The following is a 24134-nucleotide window of genomic DNA, read 5'->3' as shown; positions in this document are numbered from 1 at the left end:
GAGAATGGCAATCCCTAAATTACAGGCATATGCGCTGCCGGAAGCCAGCGATATCCCGGCGAACAAAGTCAACTGGGCCTTTGAGCCGTCGCGCGCCGCGCTGCTGATCCACGATATGCAGGAGTATTTCCTCAACTTCTGGGGCGAAAACAGCGCGATGATGGAGAAAGTGGTGGCGAATATTGCCGCCCTGCGCGACTTCTGCAAACAGAACGGCATTCCGGTGTACTACACCGCCCAGCCGAAAGAGCAGAGCGATGAAGATCGGGCGCTGCTGAATGATATGTGGGGGCCGGGTCTGACCCGCTCGCCGGAACAACAGCAGGTGATTGCCGCGCTGGCGCCGGATGAAGACGATACCGTGCTGGTGAAATGGCGTTACAGCGCATTTCATCGCTCGCCGCTGGAGGAGATGTTGAAAGAGGCCGGCCGCGACCAGCTGATCATCACCGGCGTTTATGCTCATATCGGCTGCATGACCACCGCCACCGATGCTTTCATGCGCGATATCAAACCGTTCTTTGTCGCCGACGCCCTGGCGGACTTCAGCCGTGAAGAGCACCTGATGGCGCTGAAATACGTCGCCGGCCGCTCCGGCCGCGTGGTGATGACCGAAGAATTGCTGCCTCTGCCGGCTTCTAAAGCGGCGCTGCGCACGCTGATCCTGCCGCTGCTCGACGAATCCGACGAACCGCTGGATGATGAAAACCTGATCGACTACGGTCTGGATTCGGTGCGGATGATGGCCCTGGCCGCCCGCTGGCGCAAAGTGCACGGCGATATCGACTTCGTGATGCTGGCGAAGAACCCGACCATCGACGCCTGGTGGGCGCTGCTCTCCCGTGAGGTGCAATAATGGCGGCGCTGGATTTTCGCGGCCAGACCGTGTGGGTGACCGGCGCAGGTAAAGGGATCGGCTATGCCACCGCGCTGGCTTTCGTCGAGGCCGGGGCTAACGTCACCGGTTTCGACCTTGCCTTTGCCGGCGAAGGCTACCCGTTTGCCACCGAAACGCTGGACGTCGCCGATGCCGACCAGGTTCGCGACGTGTGCGCGCGGCTGCTCAACAACATCGAACGACTGGACGTGCTGGTGAACGCCGCCGGGATCCTGCGCATGGGCGCCACCGATCAGCTGAGCGCGGAAGACTGGCAGCAAACCTTCGCGGTCAACGTTGGCGGCGCGTTTAATCTGTTTCAGCAGACGATGGCCCAGTTCCGCCGTCAGCGGGGCGGGGCGATCGTTACCGTCGCCTCCGATGCCGCGCATACGCCGCGTATCGGCATGAGCGCCTATGGCGCCTCGAAAGCGGCGCTGAAAAGCCTGGCGTTAACCGTTGGCCTTGAGCTGGCGGGCAGCGGGGTGCGCTGTAATCTGGTCTCGCCGGGCTCTACCGATACTGATATGCAGCGCACCCTGTGGGTTAGCGACGATGCCGAGCAGCAGCGGATCCGCGGCTTCGGCGAGCAGTTTAAGCTCGGGATCCCGCTGGGTAAAATCGCTCGTCCGCAGGAGATCGCCAATACCATTTTGTTCCTCGCCTCTTCTCACGCCAGCCATATTACCCTGCAGGATATTGTGGTTGATGGCGGCTCGACGCTGGGGGCGTAAATGGCCTGGAAGCGAGAGCTCACGCTGGCGGCGCTGAACGCCAGCAGCGAAAACACTATGGTGGCGCATCTGGGGATCGTCTACACCCGGCTGGAAGCGGGGCTGCTGGAGGCGGAGATGCCGGTGGATGCGCGCACCCATCAGCCGTTTGGCCTGCTGCACGGCGGCGCTTCCGCGGCGCTGGCGGAGACGCTGGGCTCGATGGCCGGTTGGCTGATGACCGAAGAGGGGCAGTGCGTCGTCGGGACTGAGCTGAACGCCAGCCATCACCGGGCGGTCTCCAGCGGGAAAGTGCGCGGCGAATGCCGTCCGCTACATCTTGGCCGCCAGAGCCAGAGCTGGGAGATAGTGGTGTATGACGAGAAGGGGCGGCGCTGCTGTACTTGTCGTCTGGGCACCGCGGTGCTGGGCTAAGGAGCCGCTATTTCCCCGGCTTGCGCTACGCTTAGCCGGGCTACGTATCGGCGCAATGAGTAGCCCGGATAAGGCGCAGCGCGCCGCCATCCGGGAATTTCCCTGCTCGGGCTGCGCTTAGCCGGGCTACGGATCTGTAGGTCGGGTAAGGCGTTAGCCGCCACCCGACAAAAAAAACGGCACCGTTCACGGTAATCCTTTCATTCATTTTCCTGCCTTAAGTGATCTCGCTAGCAATGTGAGACAAATCTCTGTGGGCGTACGGCATCTGCGCTGTTTCGATGTTGTTAAATTCTGCGTTGTGATCTAGAAACAAAATGTAACATCCTGATTACCCTACCGGTGGACCACAACAATGAATAATTCAGGGAAATACCTCATCTGGACATTGCTCTCCGTGATCGGCGCCTTTGCCCTCGGCTATATCGCCTTAAACCGGGGTGAGCAGATCAACGCGCTGTGGATTGTCGTCGCCGCGGTCTGCGTCTATCTGATCGCGTATCGTTTCTATGGTCTGTATATCGCCAAAACCGTGCTCGGCGTTGACCCGACGCGAATGACGCCGGCGGTGCGGCATAACGATGGCCTCGACTACGTTCCAACCGACAAGAAAGTGCTGTTCGGTCACCATTTTGCGGCGATTGCCGGGGCAGGACCGCTGGTGGGCCCGGTGCTCGCCGCGCAGATGGGCTACCTGCCGGGGATGATCTGGATCCTCGCCGGCGTGGTGCTGGCCGGGGCAGTACAGGACTTTATGGTGCTGTTTGTTTCGACCCGTCGCGATGGCCGCTCGCTTGGCGAACTGGTCAAAGAGGAGATGGGGCCGACCGCAGGCGTCCTGGCGCTGGTGGCTTGCTTTATGATCATGGTCATCATCCTCGCGGTCCTGGCGATGATCGTGGTGAAAGCGCTGACCCACAGCCCGTGGGGCACCTATACCGTCGCCTTTACTATTCCGCTGGCGATCTTTATGGGCATCTATATTCGTTACCTGCGTCCGGGACGCATCGGCGAGGTGTCGGTGATCGGCCTGGTGATGCTGGTGTTCGCCATCATCTCCGGCGGTTGGGTGGCGGAAAGCCCGACCTGGGCGCCGTGGTTTGATTACACCGGCGTACAGCTGACCTGGATCCTGGTGGGCTACGGCTTTATTGCCGCGGTACTGCCGGTCTGGCTGCTGCTGGCCCCGCGCGACTACCTCTCCACCTTCCTGAAAATCGGCACCATTGTTGGGCTGGCGATTGGCATTCTGATTATGCGCCCGACCCTGACCATGCCGGCGTTGACCAAGTTCGTCGACGGTACCGGCCCGGTGTGGAGCGGCAACCTGTTCCCGTTCCTGTTTATCACCATCGCCTGCGGCGCGGTCTCCGGCTTCCACGCGCTGATCTCCTCCGGCACCACGCCGAAAATGTTGGCCAACGAAGGCCAGGCCTGCTTTATCGGCTACGGCGGCATGTTGATGGAATCCTTCGTCGCCATTATGGCGCTGGTGGCGGCCTGTATCATCGACCCAGGCGTCTACTTCGCGATGAACAGCCCGATGGCGGTGCTGGCGCCGGCGGGAACCACCGATGTCGTCGCCTCGGCGGCGCAGGTGGTGAGCGGCTGGGGCTTTAGCATTACGCCTGATACGCTGCATCAGATCGCCAGTGAGGTGGGTGAACAGTCGATTATCTCCCGCGCCGGCGGCGCGCCAACCCTGGCGGTGGGGATGGCCTACATCCTGCACGGCTCGCTGGGCGGGCTGATGGATGTCTCGTTCTGGTACCACTTCGCCATTCTGTTTGAGGCGCTGTTTATCCTGACGGCGGTTGATGCCGGCACCCGCGCGGCGCGATTCATGTTGCAGGATCTGCTGGGCGTGATTAGCCCGGGGCTGAAAAAAACCAGCTCGCTGCCGGCTAACCTGCTGGCGACTGCGCTGTGCGTGCTGGCGTGGGGCTACTTCCTGCATCAGGGGGTAGTGGATCCGCTGGGCGGGATTAACACCCTGTGGCCGCTGTTCGGTATCGCCAACCAGATGCTGGCGGGGATGGCGCTGATGCTCTGCGCGGTGGTCCTGTTCAAGATGAAACGCCAGCGCTACGCGTGGGTGGCGCTGCTGCCGACCAGCTGGCTGCTGATCTGTACCCTGACCGCCGGCTGGCAGAAGTCGTTCAGCCCGGACACCAAAGTCGGTTTCCTGGCGATCGCTAATAAATTCCAGGCGATGATCGACAGCGGCACCATTCCGCCGCAATATACCGAATCACAGCTGGCGCAGCTGGTGTTTAACAACCGTCTCGATGCCGGGCTGACCATCTTCTTTATGATTGTGGTGGTGGTGCTGGCGCTGTTCTCGATTAAAACCGCGCTGGCGGCGCTGAAAGAGGACAAACCGACGGCGAAAGAGACGCCGTATGAGCCAATGCCTGAAAACCTGGACGCGATTGAGACCCAGGCGAAAGGGGCGCATTAACCGGTGTGCCGGGTGGCGGCTTCGCCTTACCCGGCCTACATTTCTGATCCTCCTTCTCCCTTTGGGAGAGGGAAACAAAAGAGAAATGACTTATGTTCGACACCCTTTCCAAAGCGGGAAAATATTTAGGCCAGGCGGCGAAGATGATGATCGGCGTGCCGGATTACGATAACTACGTCGAGCATATGCGAATAACCCACCCGGATCAGACGCCGATGACCTATGAAGAGTTCTTTCGCGAGCGCCAGGACGCGCGCTACGGCGGCAAGGGCGGGGCGAAGTGCTGTTAACCCTCTTTGGGGAGATAGAGGCTGATTTGCTCCTGGGTACAGCCGTAAATCGCCGCCAGCTTCTCGCGGGTGCGCTTCTGCGGACGGGAGTCCAGCGCTTCCAGCTGTGACACCGCGGACTGGCTGATGCCGAGTTTAGCCGCGACCTCCTGCTGGGATAGCCCGCGCAGGATGCGCCACGCGGCCTGCAGGCTGACGTTTTCTTTATGCATCACGTCGCATACTTCGCCAGGCAGCATGACGTTATCATAGATGTCTGATTCATAAGGAATATCTTCCCAATCGTTTTCATCCTCGTCGTCGTACTCCAGCAGCGCCAGGCGCATACGAAAGTAATCACTGTAAGGAATGACGACATACTGGTCTTTTCCTTCTTCATCCTTGATGTACTGAATAGTCATATTCGGTATGTTCCTCATGAAGGTAGGTGGTGGTGGTTCGGCGTTTAACCGCCACGACGTAGCAGGTATCGCCCGGCGGATCCCCAAAGGTGTAGATGACTCTGTAATCACCTAATCGCAGCCGGTAGTGGTTTTCGGGAGAGGACAATTTTTTGATATCCGAGATAGGTGAAGCTTTATCATCCATCTTCTCCAGCCTGGATTTAATGCGGCTCTTATACCGATTATCGATTTTAGAAAATTGCTTATCTGCCGTTTTTGACCAGACAATCTTCATCTGTACCTCCACTGTACGCCCACACAAAATATAAGGAAATAATAAGACTATTAGATAAATTCCGAATTTCTTATGGGGTACTGTAGAGCGGAGAAAAAACGCAGGTAAGAGGCAAAACGCAACCCGTCGAGGCGGAGCGGGAAGGCCTCTGCCGGGTGACAGAGGCTTGCAGAAAATGTGCGATCAGGCGTTCAAACCGCCATCCACGTCCAGCCCCGTACCGGAGATCTGCCCGGCGGCCGGGCTGGCGAGGAAGGTAACCGCCGCGGCGATGTCTTCCGGCTGGCCGTAGTGACCGACCGCAATCATCTGGCGCTGGGCTTCCGCCTGTTCCCCGTCTTCCGGGTTCATATCGCTGTTGGTCGGCCCTGGATGGACAAGGTTAACGGTGATCCCGCGAGGGCCTAAATCACGCGCCAGGCCACGGGTCAGGGAGTTGAGGGCGGACTTGGTCATGGCGTAAACCGCGATGCCCGGCATGGCCACGCGGTTAGCCAGACAGCTGCCGATATTGATGATCCGTCCGCCATCGGCCATATGCACCAGCGCTTCCTGGGTGGCGATGACCACCCCACGAATATTGACGTTGATAAGCGCGTCAATGTCCGCCAGCGTCATGGATTCCAGTGGGCCGCCGCGGGCGATCCCGGCGTTGTTGACCAGAATATCCAGCCCGCCGAGGGACCGGGCCGCATGGGTGACGGCATCCTGAATCGCCTGCGCGCTGGCGCTGTCGGCCTGCACCGCCTCGCCGTGCCGACCCAGCGCCTTTATTTCATCGGCGACTGCCTGGGCTTTATCGGCCGATTTTTCATACGTAATAACCACATCGGCACCGGCGCGTGCCAGCGACAGCGCGATTGCGCGACCCAACCCACGGCTGGCGCCGGTAACCAGCGCCTTCTTACCTGTTAAATCGATCTGCATGATGACCTCGTTGCGAGAGTGGTGAGAATCATCATTAGGTATAGACGGTCGGGGTGATTAACGGCTGAAGTATTCCACCTTCTCAAACGCCGCGCGCAGAACCTCAGGGGTTAACGTCACCGGTAAATAGTGAATCGACTCGCCCGGGCGCAGGGTATGGGCAATGACCCGGTCCAGTTCTGTGCGGTTATTGATATCGACCTCCAGTGCCGCCAGGGTGGTCGGCAGGTTAAAGCGCTGATACGCCTGCACTAACTGCGCCAGCACATCGTCCTGAGCAAGCAGGGCGCTCTGTACCAGAATGCCGTAGGCGACTTTGGTACCGTGGAGGAATTTATCCGTCTGCGGCAGCACCGTCAGTCCGTTGTGCACCGCATGGGCGGCGGCGACCCGGGTGTAACGTTCCCCCAGCCCGCCAACCATCCCGCCGCCGGCGATAATCGCATCTACCACATCGCGAAACGCCTGGGTCAGATCGCCGCGGCGCTGGTCCGCCAGCGCCGTTTCGCTGCTGGCCAGCAGCACGTCGCGGATCGCCAGCGCGCCGTTAATCCCCAGCCGCACGGTGAGCGGCAGCGCCTCCGGCTGCGGCGCCAGCACCACGGCCTCATACCATTTGGCTAAGGTGTCGCCAATGCCCGCCAGCAGATACTCCGCCGGGGCGTTGAGAATGATGCGCGGCTCGACCAGCACCAGGAAGTTGGCGTCATCGAAGATCTCAAAATTCAGGGCCTGTCCGGCGTCGCTGTACCACACCGAGAGCGGCGTCCACGCCGCGCAGGTAGCGGCGATAGTCGGGATGGCCACCAGCGGTACCCCCAGGCGGCGGGCCAGCACTTTCGCGCTGTCGAGCAGCGCGCCGCCGCCGACGCCAATCACTACCGCCCGATCGTCACCGGAGGCCTGCACCAGCTCCGCCACGTCGCGTTCGCTGCAGTGGCCGGTAAAGCGGATCTTTTTTGCCTCCGGCAGGTGGAAGGCCGCCGGCAGAAAAGGTTCGGCACCGGCCAGGGCGCGCTCGCCATAGACCCACACCGCCCGCGAGAGCTGGTCGGCGCTGAAAAAATCGCTCAGCCGCTCAAGGCTGCCAGGGTGGGAGAAATAGTTGGCCGGGCCGGGTACGACGCGGATGTCGCTGTTGCTCATGGAAGCTGTCCTTATAGGTGTTGGGCTAAACTGATGTTATGTCTGGACATCCAGATGGCTAATATTATTTCGTTGTATCTTATGCTTTTTACGCAGTTGTCAGCCAGCGGCGGCTATGAAAAATTCGTTAAATCAGAAGATTAATTACCGCACGGGAACAGTGATGAGCGCGAACCGCCTTGAGATGCATAACATTAGCCTGGCCTTCTCCGGCTTTCAGGCACTGAACAAGGTGGACTTTACCCTTCATGGCGGGTCGGTGCATGCCCTGACCGGGGCCAACGGCGCGGGTAAGTCGACGTTGATGGCCGTGCTGTGCGGGACGCATGCTCACTATCAGGGCGAGGTGACGATCAACGATCAGCCGGTCACCATTCGTTCGCCGCGGGATGCTAAACAGTTGGGGATCCACCTGGTGCAGCAGGAGGTGGATGTGGCGCTGGTACCGGGCCTGAGCATTGCGGAAAACATCATGCTGGACAGGCTGGCGGAGCCGGGCATGGCGTTTCGCTGGTCGCGGGTTCGGCAGCTGGCGCGCGAGGCGCTGGCGCAGCTGGACGTGGCGCTGGACGTCAGACGCTCCATTGACAGCTGCACGCTCGCCGAAAAACAGCAAATCCTGCTGGCCCGCGCCCTGTCGCATCATTGCCGCTTTTTGATTCTGGATGAGCCCACCGCGCCGCTGGATCAGCATGAAAGTGAGCGCCTGTTTGCGGTAGTACGCCGTCTGCAGCAGCAGGGGATCGGGGTGGTGTTTATTTCGCATCGTATCCATGAACTGAAGGCAATCTGCGACACCCTGACGGTGCTGCGCGACGGGCGGCTGATTGAAAGCGGCCCGATGGCGCCGCTGAGCGGCGAACAGATTGTCGAAAAGATGCTGGGCCACGAGCTGAGCGATATCTTCCCGCCGCCGCGCCCGCCGCACGGCGAAGAGGTGCTGCTGCAGATTGACGGTTTGCATGATGAGGCGCTGCTGCAGGATATTTCGCTGCGCCTGCGGAAGGGGGAAATTCTTGGTATCGCCGGGCTGGCCGGCGCGGGCAAAACCGAGCTGTGCAAAGCGCTGTTCGGCGCCAGCAAAAGCCGGGTGCAGCGTGGCGAGCTGAACGGCCAGCCGTGGCGACCGCGCGATCCAGCCGACTCGGTGGGGCGCGGCCTGGCGCTGGTCCCGGAGGAGCGGCGCAAAGAGGGCATTTTCATCGAAGAGCCGATCGCGATGAACCTGGCGGTCAGCGCCGATAACAGCTTTTCGCGCTGGAGCCTGTTTGGCCATCGGCAGGCCTGGCGCTGGGCGGAGGAGGTGATTGCCCGCCTCGGCGTGCGCGCCACTGGCCCGGGGCAGACGCTGCGCCGTCTTTCCGGCGGCAATCAGCAGAAGGTGGCCATTGGCAAATGGCTGCGCAGTCATGCCAATGTTTTGATTTTTGACGAACCGACCAAAGGGGTCGATGTGAAAGCGAAAACCGATCTGTTCATGCTGATCGATGGTCTGGCGCGGGAAGGCAAAGGGGTGATTTATGCCTCGGGTGAATTCGCCGAGCTGGTCGGTTTATGCGACCGCATCTGCGTGCTATGGGACGGACGGATTGTGGCGGAGATCCCCGGCGCGGAAGCCCGGGAAGAGACGTTGCTTTATTATTCAACCGGAGGAGCGGCAGCGTGAGCAAGGCCCTGGCAGTAAACGCGACGGTATCGGGCCGTCAGCGATTTTTTGATTTTCTCTATAAGTGGGGCATGTTGCTGACCGTGGTGCTGCTGGTGGCGGTCTTTGGCCTCGCCTCGGACAACTTCCTTGATCCGTTCAACATCATCAACATTCTGCGCTCGATCGCGATTGTCACGGTGATTGCCATCGGGGTGTCGATTTCTCTCACCATTGGCGGCTTTGATCTGTCGGTGGGATCGACGGCATCGCTGGCTAACGCGCTGGTGATTTCCCTGTTTGTCTGGCATGGCCTGGGGACCACCGAAGCGATTCTGATCACCCTCGCGCTCTGCACCTTGGTGGGGCTGTTTAACGCCTTTCTGATCGTGGTGCTGCGCATTCCTGACATGCTCGCCACCCTGGCCAGCCTGTTTGTGATTCAGGGCGTGGCGATGACTTACAGCTACGGCGGTTCGATTACTGAAAACATGGTGCTGCCGAGCGGCGAGATGGCGGAAGGCACTATCCCGGCGGCCTTTGGCGAGCTGGGGCAGGTGCCGACCATCGTCATCATCATGCTGGTGGTGACGCTGGTCGCTCAGCTGGCGCTGTCGTTCACCACCCACGGACGGCGGATGTACGCCATCGGCGGCAACCCGGAAGCCGCGCGGCTCTCCGGCCTGCGGATCACTCGTTACAAAGTCGCAGCATACGTGATTGCCTCGCTGCTGGCCGGACTGGGCGGCATTCTGCTGGCCTCGCGTATCGGATCCTCGCAGGTCAACGCCGGCGGCGGCTATCTGATGGACGCGGTGGCGGCGGCATGGATCGGCTTTTCGCTGGCGGGCTCCGGTAAACCGAACGCCCTGGGGACGCTGGTGGGGGCGGTGATCCTCGGCGTGCTCTCCAACGGGCTGGTGATGCTCTCGGTGCCGTATTACGCGATGGACATTATTAAAGGGTTGGTCCTGGCTGGCGCGCTGGCACTGACCTATTTTCAGCGCCGTACTTAACATTTTACAGGGTAAACAGCATGAAAAAGATCGCACTCTCTCTGATGACGCTGGGTCTGCTGCAGTCGACGGCGGCGCTGGCCACTGCCCCGACGCCGGTGCCGGCGGCGATTGCCGAGCACAGCGGCCCGATCCGTATTGCGGTGATCCGCAACCTGGGGTCTGACGATAACACCACCCAGTTTGTCTCCGGGGCGCTGCAGGAGGGCAAAAAGCTCGGTTTCAAAATCAGCACCTTCCTGAGCAACGGCGATGACGCCAAATTCCAGGACTTCGTCAACCAGGCCATCAGCCAGAAATACGATGGCATTATTCTCTCCCAGGGGCGTGACCCGTATTCCACCGCCCTGGTGAAGAAGGCGGTGGATGCCGGGATCAAAGTGGCGGTGTTCGATACCGCGGTGAGCGGTGAGATCCCCGGGGTGACGGTCAGCCAGCAGGATGACGCCTCACTGACCGAGCTCTCTTTTGGCCAGCTGGTGAAAGACTTTAACGGCAAGGCCAACATCGTCAAGCTGTGGGTGGCGGGCTTCCCGCCGATGGAGCGCCGTCAGGCGGCTTACCAGACGCTGCTGAAGCAAAATCCGGGAATTAAAGAGCTGGAGTCGATCGGCGCCGTTTCATCCGATGTGCAGGGCGACACCGCTAACAAGGTGGGGGCGATCCTCGCCAAGTATCCGAAAGGGAAAATCGACGCTATCTGGGGCACCTGGGATGCCTTTAGCCAGGGGGCCTACAAAGCGCTGAAAGAGAATGGCCGCACCGAGATCAAACTCTACAGCATTGATATTTCCAACCAGGATCTGCATCTGATGCGCGAAGCTGGCAGCCCGTGGAAAGTGAGCGTGGCGGTGGATCCGAAGCTTATTGGCGCGACCAACGTGCGGCTGATCGCCAATAAGATTGCCGGCGAACCGACGCCAGCCACCTACGACTTCAAGGCGGCGGCGATTCCGCAGGCGCTGCTGGCGGCTCAGCCTGGGGCGGTGAACGTGGCATCGCTGGGGAAAATTATCCCTGGCTGGGGCCAGACCGAAGACTTTATCGCGCCGTGGTTCGCGACGCTGGAAGCGAAAAACAAATAAAATCAAGCCGGGTGGCGGTGGGGGGCGGCCTGGTGCCCTCACCCCGGCCCTCTCCCACAGGGAGAGGGGAAAAACCATGCCACCGGGCGAAAGGGATCCCCTATGTCAGCATTACCTTCCCCCGAATACAGCCGCAATATGCGGCTGATTGGTCATAGCGATCAGGGCGGTCGTCCGGACGGCGTGCAGCTGATGGTGCATCGCGGATTCGCCTATATCGGCCATATGGTGTCGCAGGGCTTTTCCGTGGTGGATGTTCGCGATCCGACCCGGCCCACCACCGTCAACTATATTGCCGCGCCGCCGGGCACCTGGAACGTGCATCTGCAGGCGCATGACGATCTGCTGCTGGTGATCAACGCCCGGGATCTGTTTGCCGACGCCCGTTTTGCTGATGAGAAGGTCTACTACACCCGCTCGGTGGGCGACACGGTCAGCGATGTGCAGGACAAGGGCTGGAGCGCCGGGCTGCGCATCTTTGATATTTCCACTCCCGCGCAGCCGCGGGAAATCAGTTTCCTGTCGCTTAACGGCATCGGTATTCACCGCATCTGGTACGTCGGCGGCCGCTGGGCGTATGTGTCCGCGCTGATTGACGGTTTTACCGACTACATCTTCCTGACCATCGATCTGGCCGATCCGCGTAAGCCCGAAGTGGCCGGGCGCTGGTGGCTACCGGGGATGCACCAGGCCGGCGGTGAAACACCGGACTGGCCGCAGGGCAAACGCTATGCGCTGCATCACGCCATTATTGCCGGGGATACCGCCTATGGCAGCTGGCGCGACGGCGGTCTGACGCTGCTGGATGTCAAAGACCGTACCCAGCCGACGCTGATTAGCCATCGCAACTGGAGCCCGCCGTTCGGCGGCGGGACGCATACCGCGCTGCCGCTACCGGATCGTGACCTGCTGGTGGTGCTCGACGAAGCGGTGCTCGACAATCAGGAGGACGGCGAGAAGCTGATCTGGCTGTTCGATATCCGCGAGCCGTCAAACCCAGTGAGCATCGCCACGTTCCCGCCGCCGGACGAAGCGGATTATGTGGCGAAAGGGGCGCATTTCGGCCCGCACAACCTGCATGAGAATCGTCCCGGCAGCTTTGTCAGCTCGACGCTTATCTTCGCCACTTATCAGAATGCCGGCGTGCGGGCTTACGATATATCTAACCCATATCGTCCGCAGGAGACCGGAGCGCTGGTGCCGGCGGCGCCGAAGACGATGATGGATACCCGTCCCGGCCGCCCGCAGGTGATCCAGTCCTGTGACGTGTTTGTCGATGCGCAGGGCATTATCTACAGCACCGATTATAACGGCGGGCTGTCGGTGATTGAATATCTGGGGTGAGGGCAAGGTAAACGCAAAATTGTGCTCGCATTTCTGCCGGGTGGCGGCTTTCGCCTTACCCGGCCTACGAAAGACTGCAATATCAAACCGTTATGCAGTTATCTGTAGGCCCGCGCAAGCGCAGCGCCGCCGGGCAAACCCTGAAGATTGCACTTTTTTAGGGTTTGCTCCCTCTCCCTGTGGGAGAGGGTTGGGGTGAGGGCAACAGGCCGAACTCAGCTGTACTGGCGTACCCGCGCCAGCAGCTCGTCGACGCTGTCGATACGCTCGGCCAGTACAATCAGCGCTTTGCCGAGGGTAATGGCGTGGCGCAGGCATTCATGGCGCATGGCGTCGTCCTGGATAGTGTCGATATCCGCGACGTGCGACAGCCCGACGCTGCGGCGGATCAGTTCGCTGCCGCAGAAGCCAACCGCGTCGGCCCAGACTTTCTTCAGAAAGGCGGAAGCGTAGCCGGGGTAAGCCAGGGCCGCGTCGCGGGTTTTCTCCGCCGCCAGCGCCTGGAAGCGTTCGGCGAAGGTGGTCCACAGCTGGTGGATATCGTTCAGTCGCTGCTCGCGTGCGGCGGCGGCGTCGCGAATGCCGAGCTGGCCCGGCAGGCCGCAGTAGTTAAGCAGCAAGTTGCCGATGGCGGTGCCGATATCGAAGCCAATGGGGCCGAAATAGCCGAACTCGGCGTCGATGGCCTTCAGGCTGCCTTCGGCAACGAAGATCGACCCGCTGTGGATATCGCCGTGCAGCAGCGCTTCCGCATGGGCAAAGAAACGGTGCTTCAGCGCCGCCACAGCCAGCTTTAACTGCGCGTCGTCGCGCAGGGCGGCAACATCGGCCTCCAGCTCCGCCGGGTAGTTATTGCGCTCGTGGATCTGATACGGGTCGTTAAAGAACAGATCCTCGGTGATCTCGCACATCGCCGGGTTACTAAACTGCGCCACCTGCGCTTTTTTCTCGTGGGGATGGAGATAGAAATCGCTGGTGTGAAACAGCACCTGCGCCAGATAGTCGCCAAGCTGGCGGGCCGCCTGCGGGTAGTAGACGTTAGCGATAAGCTCCCCGCGCCAGATACGGTGGTCGGAAAGATCTTCCATCACCATCACCGCCAGCTCGGGATCAAAGTGATGGATTTTTACCGTGTGCTGCGGGCTGTGCTGATAGTGGGCGACCAGGGTCTGCGCTTCCAGACGGGCACGGTCGAGGGTCAGCGGCCAGGATTCGCCGACACAGCGCACGTAGGGCAGGGCCTGTTTGACGATAACCCGGCTGACGCCCTGGCGATCGAACACTTTAAACACCAGATTGAGGTTGCCATCGCCCACTTCCTGCGCGCTGACCAGCTCCGATGGGTTGTCGATGCCGGCGAACTGTTGCGCGTAAGCCACGGCATCGTGGGCGGTGAAGGTATGGTATTGCGACATTGCCTCGATCCTCGAATTCTGATTAAGCCGTTCAGACGTCTATACTTCTGGATTCCATCCTGACACAATGTGATACAACAACGCAACAGGGATTTAACGACATGCAGACATTACAGACCACCAGCCTGCGGGTGAGTGAAAATCAGCTTTTTATTCTCGACCAGCAGGCCTTGCCGCAGGAAAAACGCTGGCTGGCGGCGGATAACGTTGCGCTGCTGGTGGACCATATTCACGCCCTGCGGGTGCGCGGCGCGCCGTTGATTGGCCTGTCCGCCAGCCTGCTGCTGGCTCTGCTGGCCCAGCGCGGACTGAACCGGGATGAACTCCAGCAGGCGCTGGAGACGCTGCGCGCGGCGCGGCCGACGGCGGTCAACCTGATGAATAATCTGGATCGCATGAAGCAGGCGCTGGCCCGGGAAGATTACCCGCAGGCGCTGGAAGTGGAAGCCCTGCGTCTGGTCGAAGAAGATAAACAGCTGTGCGACCGCATCGCTGAGGCGGGCAGTGCGCTGGTGAAGTCCGGTAGTCGACTGCTGACCCACTGCAACACCGGCGGCCTGGCGACCGCCGGGGTGGGGACCGCCCTGGGGGTTATCGCGCTGGCGCACCGGCAGGGAAAGGTGGCCAACGTGTGGGTCGATGAAACCCGGCCGTTGCTGCAGGGCGGACGTTTAACCGCCTGGGAGCTGGGCGAACTGGGCGTGCCGTATCAGCTGATCACCGATTCAATGGCCGCCAGCCTGATGGCGCAGGGGCAGGTGGACGCAGTGTGGGTCGGCGCCGACCGTATCGCTGCCAACGGCGACGTGGCGAATAAAATCGGCACCTACTCTCTGGCGGTTTTGGCCCATTATCACCAGATCCCGTTTTACGTCGCTGCCCCGCAGACCACCCTCGACCGCTATTGCCCGAACGGCGCGGCGATCCCCATTGAGCAGCGCGCCGCGGCGGAAGTGACCGGGGTGGCGGGCAGCTTCGGCGCGGTACAGTGGGCGCCGACGGGGGCTGCCGTTTACAATCCGGCGTTCGACGTCACGCCTGCTGGGCTGATAAGCGGCTGGGTGCTGGACAGCGGGGTGGTCACCCCGGCGCAGGTCGCCGCCGGGGCGTTTGCGCCGGACAACGGATAGCAGACACCGTGCCGGGCCTGGAAAAAACGGCTTTCCCGGGCCCGCGCCGCTACGGCAGAACCATCGTTATCGTGGGGGCGGACGGCCGGTCGATACGCTGACCGAGGGCGGTAATAGCTGCCTGGAAGGGACACAGCGTACCGACGTCGGTCTGACGGCAGCCCGGCTGACGCCACTCCTGACGCAGCATCGGGTGCTGCGCGTCCGGCGTCTGCAGACGACGCAGGTCGTCGAGGCCTTGCGCCTGGAAATAGACCCGCAGATAGCGTTCCCCGCTCTTCGCGTTGCGCCAGCGCTCCAGCACCAGGCTACTGCCCGGCGGGATATTTCCCCGGCTGTAGCCCGGTAGCTGCCAGCTAAAGTTCATCAGCGTGCGCACCATGGCGATATTGGTGTCATGGGCCACCAACAGCAGCCAGCGTACGTTCGGGGTCGCCTCCGGTTTGACGCCGTCGAGCATGGCGTTGAGCAGCACCGACCCGCGTTTTTGCGCGGTATACAACACATCGTTACTCAGATCGTAGTTTTCCGTTAACAACGGCAGCAGGGCGGTGATCTGACTGGCCTGGGTGATCTTGCCCCACGCCAGCTGGCTGAGAGGCAGGTTTTCACTCCAGCCGAGGCGCAGCGTTTCCACCATGTTGGCCATCACGCTCAGTCCGCTAATGGTGGTTTTCCCGCTTTTGCTCTGCTCGACCTGCCAGGGGGTATCGAAGATCGGGCAGGGTTTATCGGCCTGACAAACCGCCTGTTTCAATAGCTGGATGGCTGGCGCCAGCGCCTGCCGACGCTGCGCCAGATCCCCGGCCTTCTCTTTTACCGCCGCCAGCTGACGGGCGGGGTCGGTCTGCGTGGCGGCGAACTTGTCGGTCTGAAACAGGGGATCGGCGTCCCCGCTGACGTAATGGATAGCGACGCCGCAGCCGGGGAAGGCGCCATCCACCAGCGCCTGGGCGGTCGCTCGCGTCCGCTGCAGCGGGCTGGCGCGCACGTAAATCGACTCCGCCGTCGGGCATCCCGCCTGCAGCAGGCCGAGCTGGCGATAGTGCTGGCCTTCCTCACGCCCTTTGTTAACCACGGCGGCATAGCCATGGCCGGTGAGCTCGCCGTCATGGGTGGTCCACTCGGTCCACGGTCGTCCGGTGGCGGCCTCGATGGCTTCCCGGTTACCGGCCGTCGGCGGGCGGATACCGTGGCGGCTGAGCTCGACCACTTTCTCCAGTTGCCAGTCCGCGGCGGCGGCAGATTGCAGCGCCAGCAGCGGCAGCGCGCAGGCGATAAACAGGCGTAACAGCCCCTGATGTCTTGCAGGCATCATATCTTCTTCCTTATTCGTTAATCGGTTATGAGGAGAACGAGGTCTGCCGTTCGACGGCATGGCGTCGGGCGACGATGGCGGCAGTGGTAAAACAGAGTAGCGCGGAACCCAGACCGGTACCCACCCAGAACAGCGCCAGCGTGCTGAAATCATACAGCGTTTTGCCGTTCTCGAGGATCGCCGTTTTATCAATAATGATCCCGGTGAGAAACTCGCCCAGGCCGGCCCCGGCGTAGCTGGCGATGCCGATGGTGCCGAGCGCGGCCCCGGCGGCTTTGCGCGAGGAGATATCGACGGCAATCAGCCCGCCGAGGAAGCAGGTCAGGGCGCCAATGGTGGCCCCGAAGATAACCATCGCCAGAATGTCAGTGTAATAATTGTGCGGCGACCAGAGCATCAGGGCGAAGCCGGCGGTGTTCAGCAGGCTGATAAACCCGGCCATCACGCTGCGGTTGCGCGGGAAAAAGCGGTCGGAGAGCATGCCGGCGATGATGGTCCCGGCGATCCCGGCGATGGCGTTGACGCCGATAATCCCGGACGCCTCCAGCGTGGAATAGGCTTTATCCTGCTCGAGAAAGAAGATCCCCCACGAGTTGACGGCGTAGCGGTCGATGTACATAAAGGCGGAGGCGAGGGCGAGGGTCCACAGCGCCGGGTTGCGCAGCGCCAGCAGCTGGTTTTTAAACACCGAGCCGCGCGCTTCGGCCTCCTCCTGCGGTTCATCGCGGATGACGTTGATGGACGGGAAGCCGCTGCTCTGCGGCGAATCGTGCATGAACAGCACCAGCAGCACCACCCCGGCGGCGCCGAGCGCGGCGGTGGACAGGTAGCCCATCTGCCAGCCAAATCCGGCGATCACCGCGGCGATCACCATATAGGTCACCGCCTCGCCGATATTATGCGCCGTCGACCAGATGCCATAGAAGGTGCCGCGCTCCTTAACGCCGTACCAGCGCGCCAGTGAGACCGCGCAGGGGCCGACGCCCATCGACTGGGCCCAGCCGTTGATCCCCCAGAAGATGGCCAGCAGCAGGGCGTTAGTGGTCATCCCCATCATCAGGTTCATCCCGGCGCTGAGCAATAAACCGAGGCTCATATAGCGCACCACGTTGGCGTGATCGGCGATAAAGCCGTTGACCAGTTTGCCGATGGCGTAGCTGAAGAACAGGGTAGAGCCGATCATGCCCAGCTCCGTCGGGGTGATCCCCAGCTCCACCAGCGCGCTTTTGGCGACGGTGAATGATAAACGGCAGACGTAAAAGGTCACGTAGGCCAGGGTCATGGCGATAAAGGTTTGCCAGCGCACCCGGCGAAAACGGTGTTCATCAAACGCGGCGCCCGCTTTCGGCGGCGACGCCCGGAAAAAAGCGATAATTCCAGACATAAGTGGTTCTCCGCAGGTCGGAGGCGTGACTGATTGATGTGGTTCGTCCGTGAGTGAAGTTATCGTTACTGTGTAGAGTACATAATCAGAGATAGCCTGACCCGTAAGGGTTAATGTAAGGGTTGGGGGATCATCTTTTTCAGCTGCGGGTACAGCGTCTGGCTGGCCAGCAGCAGCGGATTGCCGCGCTGGATCCCCTCCTGAGCCAGAAAATCGTTGCTGGCGCCGCCCGCTTCGCGCATCAGCACCAGCCCCGGCAGGGCGTCCCACGGGTTCATGTGCGGCTCGTAGTAGCCAATCAACCGGCCAGCCGCCGCCCAGGCGCTCATCAACGCCCCGGAACCGTTGCGGATAAACATGCCGCCGTCGCTGAGCAGCGCCTGCAGAAACGGCAGAAAGTCCGCCGGGGTGACGCGATGCGAGGTGCCGACGCCCATCACGCCCTCTTTGACCGTCGTCGCGGGGTGTGGACGGATCGGGGCGTCGTTGAGCCAGGCGCCATGGCCCCGCAGGGCGTGAAACAGCTCGCGATGGTTGGGGTCGTAGACCACGCCGATGACCGGTTCGCCGTCGGCGACGATCGCCAGCGACAGGCACCAGGTGTGCAGGCCGTTGAGGAAACAGCTGGTGCCATCGATGGGGTCGACCACCCACAGGATCCGGGCGTCGGGCAGGCGGGTGCCGCTCTCTTCGCCGAGAAAGCCATCTTGCGGAAACGCGCTCTGAATGCGCTGTTTGACAAAGGCCTCCACCCGTTTGTCGGCCACGCTGACCACATCCTGCAGGTCATCGCCTTTATGGTCGACGGTCAGCGCCTCGCGCTGTTGATAGTATTCAAACGCCAGCTCAGCCCCCGCCTTCGCCAGCTCGCAGGCCAGACGGTAGCGGGCCTGTAGCGCTTCTGATTCCTGAGATTGCATAGTGACTCCCTATTTTGCACACGTGTGCATTTTGCGTAAAAAAAACAGCCCCGAAGGGCCGAATGAGTGTGGCCGGGTTTCGCAGAAGATTCTGTGATCGCTCCAGCATAAAATGATTTTTTCATTTAGCGCTATGACGAATAATTAGTTTCACTGGCACTTCGCGATGGCGTGAGGGCAGGCTGAAGCGGGCGATCCGCGTCATCAACAGATCCACCGCGTGGTGCGCCAGCAGGGCGGTATTCTGCTGGACGGTGGTGAGCTGATAGGGCTGCCAGTCCGCCTGCGGGATATCGTCAAAACCGACGATGGCCGGCAGCGGGGCGGGGGCGTCCCGCAGGCCATCCAGGGCGCCCAGCGCCAGCATATCGGTGGCGCAGAACAGCGCCTGCACCCCGGGGTTTTCAGCAACCAATTCTCTGGCGGCCTGGTAGCCGGCCTGATAGCCGCCGCCGTCGCAGAAGCGGCTGCTCACCGTCATACCCGACGTCCGGGCGATAAAAGCCTCATAGCGCTCGCGGGTGCTGAAGTTCTCGCGATTTTCGCCAATAAAGCCAACCTGCTGCCAGCCTCGACGACTGAACAAGCCCGCTACCAGCTTCGCTCCCTGGGCGTTATCGCTGCACACCCGATCGCAGCCGGCGAGGTCCGCATGACGGTTGATCAGAGTGACGGGGATCTTGCGCGCCAGATACTCTTCCGCCAGCGACAGCGGCGGCGCGCCGGAGGTGATGATCACCCCGGCGACGTGATAGCTCAGCAGTTGTTTAAGCGAGGGGGCGAGCTGCTGCGGATCGTCAGCGTTCATCAGCAGCGGCATAAAGCCATTGAGCGCCAGCTGATGGACCAGCGGCGCCAGCAGTTTGCTGCGAAACGGGTTGTCGAAACCGGCGGTGACGATGCCGATAAAATTACTGCTGCCAGTGATCATCGTCCGGGCGATGATATTCACCTGATAGCCCAGGGCTTCCGCGGCGCTCAGCACCTTCTGCCGGGTCTTATCCGACACCGAGGCGCCGGGGGTGAAGGTGCGGGAGACCGCCGAGCGCGAGACGCCGGCCAGTCTGGCCACGTCCTCGGCCTTAATCCATTTTTTATCGCTCATCGTCGTTTCGCGCCGTCTGTTATCCAGGAAGCCGACGCCCGGGCGGGCGTCGGTCACGCACACTGCCTGAAAAGGTATCACAGAAAGGCGTCGTCGCGCAGCGCCTTGCGCCCTATGCCGGGTAGCGGATGTGCTCCACCTCACGCTGCAAAATCACCTTGCCGTGGCGAATGGAGGTCAGCACCCGTGCCTGGCGCCGAACGGCCTCGTAGTCGTTTTCCGCATCGAGGATCAGCAGATTCGCCGGGCGGCCTTCGGCGAGGCCGTAGTTATCGCCCAGACACAGCGCCCGGGCGCTGTTATCGGTGACAAAGTCGAGACAGCGCTGCAGATCGTCATAGCCGAGCATATGGCAGATGTGCAGCCCGGCATCCAGAATGCGCAGGATATTGCCGTTCCCCAGCGGGTACCACGGATCCTGAATCGAGTCCTGGGCAAAGCAGACGTTGATGCCGGCGCGATCCAGCTCCGCCACCCGGGTGACGCCGCGCCGTTTCGGCCAGCTGTCAAACCGGCCCTGCAGATGAATGCTTTCGGTCGGGCAGGAGATGAAGTTGATGCCCGAGGCTTTCAGCAGGCGAAACAGCTTTGAGCAGTAGGCGTTATCATAAGAGCCCATCGCGCAGGTGTGGCTGGCGGTGACCTGCGCCCCCATGCCGCGCACCCGCGCCTCCTCCGCCAGTACTTCAAGGAAACGCGACTGCGGATCGTCGATTTCATCGCAGTGGACATCCACCAGGAGGCCGTAGCGCTGGGCGAGGTCCATCAAAAACATCACCGAGCTGACCCCTTTGTCGCGGGTGTTCTCATAGTGCGGAATGCCGCCCACTACGTCGGCGCCCATCTCGATGGCGCGGGTCATGAGTCCGCGGCCGTCGGGGTACGATTCGATTCCCTCCTGCGGGAAGGCGACAATCTGCAGATCGATAAGATCGGCGGCCTCTTGTTTCACCGCCAGCAGCGCCTTCAGGGCCGCCAGCGACGGATCGGTGACATCCACATGGGTCCGGACGTGCTGGACGCCGAAGTCGCGCAGCATGCCGATGGTTTTCAGCGCCCGCTGGCGGGTGTCCTCCGGGGTAATACTCGCTTTGCGCTGGCTCCAGCGGGTGATGCCTTCAAACAGGGTGCCGCTGCGGTTCCACTCCGGCTCGCCCGCGGTGAGGGTGGCGTCAAGATGGATATGCGGCTCGACGAAGGGCGGGATCGCCAGCCGGCCCTGGGCGTCGATATCCCCGGCGTCGGCAGTCTGCATCGCGGCCTGGGCGGTGATGCGGTGAATCATCCCGTCCTGCAGGTCAAGAGTAAACAGCGCCTCCTGGCGGCGCAGGCGAGCGTTAATAATTTTCATGGTGGGTCCTGTAAATGGTTTTGCGATAAACGCCAGATCACCAGCGCGACCGAGGCGTTGAGATGAAACTGAGGGTGGCTGACCGGGTAGCCGGTCAGTTTTTCAATACGCTGGATGCGCTGATGCAATGTGTTGCGATGCAGGCCCAGCCGGTCGGCGGCCCGCACCACGTTGCCGTTCTCCTGTAGCAGCGTCTCGAGGGTCTCCAGTAGTAGCCATGGCGCTTTGCGGCCCGGCTCGATCAGGCAGCCCAGAGTGTCGTGCATAAAATCGTTGAGCAGCGCCGGGTCGCTGACCGCGGACAACAGTTTGATAAACCCCAACTGCTGATAGTCGCTGATACGCTGGGTCGGCCGCAGGGTATCGCACAGATCCAGCGCCTGGCGCGCCTGCGACAGCGCCCGCGGGTAACCCTGCAGCTGCCTGACCGGCGCGGAGAGGCCGCAGAGCAGCGACAAACTCTCCTCTCCGTCCGCCAGCGCCTGCAGCCACTGCTGCAGCCATTTTTTCTGCTGAAAGCCTTCCCCCTCCTCATCCGGCAGCAGGAAAAGGAACATGTTGCTGCGCTCCAGCAGCGGGAAGGGGTTGCCCTGCTGGTTGAGCTGCTGCTGCAGCTGCTGACGCACGCTGCGGTGGGCCTGCAGCAGCCAGGCTTCGGCCTGTTCGGGCGGGAACTGGCGAAACAGGCGGGACAGCCCCTCCAGACGCAGCGCCGCCAGCCGCAGCGGACGGGTAAAATCGAGCTGCTGGTGGAGGGCCCGCTGATGGAGCATCTGCAGATCCGGATAGTCGCCGGTGACCAGCTGCATCAGAATGTCGCGCTGTGACTGCAGGGCGTTTTCGCTGCGGACCAGCGCGGTGCCGATGCGCTCGGTGACAATCACCATCTTCAGCAGGTAGGGCTGCTCAATCAGCGGAATGCCCAGCTCGTCGGCAAGGGCGATCAGCGTGGCGGGAATGGCGTGGATATAGGCCTCGCCGGTGAGGATCACCATCCCGGCGATGCCGCGCTGTTTCCCCTCCATCAGCAACTGGATCAGGTTGGCTTCATCACGGGGATGGTTGATGCCGGTAATAAAGACCAGCTCGCCGCCCATGATCCACTCGGCGATATGTTCATTTTCCGCCACGTAGTACCAGCGTACGGCCCGCTGCAGCCCTTGCTTTCCCGCCCGCAGACGCAGAGCGGAGAGTCCCTCAAGGGCCAGCAGTTCGCTGACCGTCAGGCTCATGGCTCCTGCTCCGCGACGGCGGCAGGCTGGCGTTTGCTTAGCAGGGTCAGGACGATATAGACCAGCGCGGAGACGGTGATCCCCACCAGCGGCGCGATCCACGGTGACAGATAGGCCACCACCGCGCCGGCGGCGTAGGCGCCGAGTCCCAACCAGTTAAAACGTGGCAGGCGGGCGTTCTGCAGCAGGGGATAGCGCCCGCCGCGGGCGAACCAGTAGTCGGCGAGGATCACCCCGCCAATGGGCGGAATAATACTGCCCAGCAGCACAAGGAAGGGGATCAGCATTTCATACATACCGCCAATAGCGAGCACAATGCCCACCCCGGCGGCGGCGATGGTTAGCGTCCGGCGACGTTCGCTGCGCAGCAGATGGCAGGCGGCGGCAGAGACGTTATAGATGGTGGGTCCCTGAATGGTCAGCAGGTTGAGACACAGCATGATCACCGCGGCGACCGACAGCCCCTGCAGGATCAGGACTTCCACAATATCGGCCTGTTGATAAACGATGGCGCACCAGGCGCCAGCGACGATCATCAGCCCGTTACCGATGAGGAAGCTGCCCATGCTGGCGAGAATGGCGGTCCGGCTGGAGTTAGCCAGCCGGGTCCAGTTTGTCGCCTGGGTGGCGCCGCTGGCGAAAGTCCCGAAGACCATGGTGATGGCCGCCGACCAGGTCATGGTGTCGCTCGGCGCAATGCGGGTCATTGCCTGCCAGCCGCCGGCGTGGTGCAGCGCCAGATACATGGAGACCATCAGCAGCACAAACATCAATGGCACCGACAGGCGCGACAGCGCGTCCAGTCCCTTGTAGCCCACCAGCGCGGTGACGCAGAACAAAATACCAAACAGCACCATCAACGGCTGGGTCAGCGCCTCGGGCAGGGCGAGGATCTTCACCAGCGAGATAGCGACCGTGGCGGTCCCCCAGGCGTACCAGCCCAGCTCGGCAAAGCCAAGAATAAAGTCGGCCAGCTTGCTGCCGATCTCCCCGAAGCAGAACCGGCCCATCAGCACCGTATTCAGGCCGCTGCGCGCGGCGATCCAGCCCAGCGACGCGGCATAGAGAGCCAGCAAGGCGTTGCCGATGACGGCTATCCACAGCAGATTGACGATGGAAAAGGAGACGCCGAGCTTGCCGCCGGCAAACATCGTGCCGGTGAAAAAGGTAAAGCTGAATAACACCATGGCGATAGAAAATACGCCTTTGCGTCCGGCGGCGGGCGCTTCGACGAGGGGAAAATCATTGCTGTTTGACATCCTGGAACCTCTGGCTGGTAGATGGGCGGTGATAGCCGGAAGTAGCAAGAGATGTGCCAGGAAAAACCGGGCACGGGGAATATCACAAGATGTGCACAGTGCACAGTAATGATGGGGTAAAGACGATGAGATGCCATTTTAGTGGGCATCCTGCCATGTTTTGCACCAGTCCAGGGCAGAGGAGGGCGGCGAGCGCATCCCTGGCGCAGGAGGAGAATTTCAGCCAGGACGATCCGCCAGTTTTTGGTCAGGGAGTAGTGGAGAATAGTGGTGTACTGAAAACGGTTGGTTAAATCACTGTGAATAAAGGTTATTTAATATGCATTTATGATATAACCATTTGTCTTGTGTGTGTTTCCTGAAATATTGTCCCCTCCGGTTAGCGGTGTTAGTATCGGATAAA

General features: G+C 61.4%; 22 protein-coding genes. 10 read left to right on the top strand and 12 right to left on the bottom strand.

What is annotated here, in order from left to right:
• Nucleotides 1-4: 4 nt before the first annotated feature.
• From entB to CWM61_RS16585, 5 genes are all read left to right on the top strand, one after another.
• Nucleotides 5-856 carry an enterobactin biosynthesis bifunctional isochorismatase/aryl carrier protein EntB gene (entB, locus tag CWM61_RS16605; protein ID WP_100631566.1) on the top strand — a complete coding sequence of 284 codons (852 nt, stop codon included), beginning with the start codon at nt 5-7 and terminating at the stop codon, nt 854-856.
• A complete protein-coding gene (gene entA / locus CWM61_RS16600) occupies nt 856-1611 on the top strand; it encodes a 2,3-dihydro-2,3-dihydroxybenzoate dehydrogenase EntA (protein ID WP_074386575.1) in 756 nt (251 codons plus the stop codon). The genes entB and entA overlap by 1 nt, the downstream gene beginning before the upstream one ends.
• Nucleotides 1612-2025, top strand: coding sequence for a proofreading thioesterase EntH (gene entH, locus CWM61_RS16595; protein ID WP_025714607.1), 414 nt, complete (start codon nt 1612-1614; stop codon nt 2023-2025). It begins immediately after the preceding gene.
• Nucleotides 2026-2380: 355 nt separating this feature from the next.
• Nucleotides 2381-4486 (top strand): pyruvate/proton symporter CstA, encoded by a 2106-nt coding sequence (cstA, locus tag CWM61_RS16590; RefSeq protein ID WP_074386574.1) that lies wholly within the window; start codon nt 2381-2383, stop codon nt 4484-4486.
• Between the two features lie 92 nt (nt 4487-4578).
• Complete coding sequence (locus CWM61_RS16585) at nt 4579-4776, top strand: YbdD/YjiX family protein (RefSeq protein ID WP_002893903.1); 198 nt, start codon at nt 4579-4581, stop codon at nt 4774-4776.
• Here CWM61_RS16585 and CWM61_RS16580 read toward each other — a convergent pair.
• The 4 genes from CWM61_RS16580 to CWM61_RS16565 form a co-directional block, all read right to left on the bottom strand.
• Nucleotides 4773-5177, bottom strand: coding sequence for a helix-turn-helix domain-containing protein (locus CWM61_RS16580; protein ID WP_002893905.1), 405 nt, complete (start codon nt 5175-5177; stop codon nt 4773-4775). The genes CWM61_RS16585 and CWM61_RS16580 overlap by 4 nt on opposite strands.
• A complete protein-coding gene (locus CWM61_RS16575) occupies nt 5152-5454 on the bottom strand; it encodes a type II toxin-antitoxin system RelE family toxin (protein WP_061155386.1) in 303 nt (100 codons plus the stop codon). The genes CWM61_RS16580 and CWM61_RS16575 overlap by 26 nt, the downstream gene beginning before the upstream one ends.
• Before the next feature lie 183 nt (nt 5455-5637).
• The gene (locus tag CWM61_RS16570) at nt 5638-6381 is read right to left on the bottom strand and encodes an SDR family NAD(P)-dependent oxidoreductase (protein ID WP_100631565.1); all 744 of its coding nucleotides are present in this window, start codon (nt 6379-6381) and stop codon (nt 5638-5640) included.
• A gap of 57 nt (nt 6382-6438) precedes the next feature.
• Nucleotides 6439-7527, bottom strand: a complete 1089-nt coding sequence (locus CWM61_RS16565) for an oxidoreductase (protein ID WP_074386572.1) — start codon at nt 7525-7527, stop codon at nt 6439-6441.
• 163 nt (nt 7528-7690) lie between these two features.
• Here CWM61_RS16565 and CWM61_RS16560 point away from each other — a divergent pair, with 163 nt between their 5' ends.
• The 4 genes from CWM61_RS16560 to CWM61_RS16545 all read left to right on the top strand — a co-directional run bounded on the left by CWM61_RS16560 (nt 7691) and on the right by CWM61_RS16545 (nt 12617).
• Nucleotides 7691-9193, top strand: coding sequence for a sugar ABC transporter ATP-binding protein (locus tag CWM61_RS16560; protein ID WP_074386571.1), 1503 nt, complete (start codon nt 7691-7693; stop codon nt 9191-9193).
• Nucleotides 9190-10188: an ABC transporter permease gene (locus CWM61_RS16555; RefSeq protein ID WP_074386570.1), complete on the top strand. Its 999-nt coding sequence runs from the start codon at nt 9190-9192 to the stop codon at nt 10186-10188. The genes CWM61_RS16560 and CWM61_RS16555 overlap by 4 nt, the downstream gene beginning before the upstream one ends.
• A gap of 20 nt (nt 10189-10208) precedes the next feature.
• The gene (locus CWM61_RS16550; protein WP_100631564.1) at nt 10209-11273 is read left to right on the top strand and encodes a sugar ABC transporter substrate-binding protein; all 1065 of its coding nucleotides are present in this window, start codon (nt 10209-10211) and stop codon (nt 11271-11273) included.
• 102 nt (nt 11274-11375) lie between these two features.
• Nucleotides 11376-12617, top strand: a complete 1242-nt coding sequence (locus tag CWM61_RS16545) for an LVIVD repeat-containing protein (protein WP_100631563.1) — start codon at nt 11376-11378, stop codon at nt 12615-12617.
• 215 nt (nt 12618-12832) lie between these two features.
• Here CWM61_RS16545 and mtnK read toward each other — a convergent pair whose 3' ends face one another.
• Nucleotides 12833-14032, bottom strand: coding sequence for an S-methyl-5-thioribose kinase (mtnK, locus tag CWM61_RS16540; protein WP_074386568.1), 1200 nt, complete (start codon nt 14030-14032; stop codon nt 12833-12835).
• A 101-nt stretch (nt 14033-14133) separates the two neighbouring features.
• On the opposite strand from mtnK, the gene mtnA reads away from it, so the two are divergent.
• On the top strand, nt 14134-15162 hold the full coding sequence (gene mtnA / locus CWM61_RS16535; protein ID WP_074386567.1) for an S-methyl-5-thioribose-1-phosphate isomerase: 1029 nt from the start codon (nt 14134-14136) through the stop codon (nt 15160-15162).
• 49 nt (nt 15163-15211) lie between these two features.
• On the opposite strand, the gene CWM61_RS16530 is transcribed toward mtnA, so the two are convergent.
• The 7 genes from CWM61_RS16530 to codB all read right to left on the bottom strand — a co-directional run bounded on the left by CWM61_RS16530 (nt 15212) and on the right by codB (nt 23731).
• On the bottom strand, nt 15212-16480 hold the full coding sequence (locus tag CWM61_RS16530) for a histidine phosphatase family protein (protein ID WP_061155380.1): 1269 nt from the start codon (nt 16478-16480) through the stop codon (nt 15212-15214).
• A gap of 25 nt (nt 16481-16505) precedes the next feature.
• Nucleotides 16506-17864 (bottom strand): MFS transporter, encoded by a 1359-nt coding sequence (locus CWM61_RS16525; RefSeq protein ID WP_100631562.1) that lies wholly within the window; start codon nt 17862-17864, stop codon nt 16506-16508.
• A 110-nt stretch (nt 17865-17974) separates the two neighbouring features.
• A complete protein-coding gene (locus CWM61_RS16520; RefSeq protein WP_023287364.1) occupies nt 17975-18784 on the bottom strand; it encodes an inositol monophosphatase family protein in 810 nt (269 codons plus the stop codon).
• Between the two features lie 121 nt (nt 18785-18905).
• Nucleotides 18906-19856 carry a LacI family DNA-binding transcriptional regulator gene (locus tag CWM61_RS16515; protein WP_165784235.1) on the bottom strand — a complete coding sequence of 317 codons (951 nt, stop codon included), beginning with the start codon at nt 19854-19856 and terminating at the stop codon, nt 18906-18908.
• Between the two features lie 145 nt (nt 19857-20001).
• The gene (gene codA / locus CWM61_RS16510; RefSeq protein ID WP_100631561.1) at nt 20002-21240 is read right to left on the bottom strand and encodes a cytosine deaminase; all 1239 of its coding nucleotides are present in this window, start codon (nt 21238-21240) and stop codon (nt 20002-20004) included.
• On the bottom strand, nt 21237-22472 hold the full coding sequence (locus CWM61_RS16505) for a PucR family transcriptional regulator (protein ID WP_074386563.1): 1236 nt from the start codon (nt 22470-22472) through the stop codon (nt 21237-21239). The genes codA and CWM61_RS16505 overlap by 4 nt, the downstream gene beginning before the upstream one ends.
• Nucleotides 22469-23731: a cytosine permease gene (gene codB, locus CWM61_RS16500; protein ID WP_074386562.1), complete on the bottom strand. Its 1263-nt coding sequence runs from the start codon at nt 23729-23731 to the stop codon at nt 22469-22471. The genes CWM61_RS16505 and codB overlap by 4 nt, the downstream gene beginning before the upstream one ends.
• Nucleotides 23732-24134 lie beyond the last annotated feature (403 nt).

Source organism: Klebsiella sp. K-Nf6, assembly GCF_002806655.1.
In the GTDB taxonomy this organism is placed as follows: Bacteria; Pseudomonadota; Gammaproteobacteria; order Enterobacterales; family Enterobacteriaceae; genus Klebsiella; species Klebsiella variicola.
This window is presented reverse-complemented; position numbering and strand designations above follow the sequence as displayed.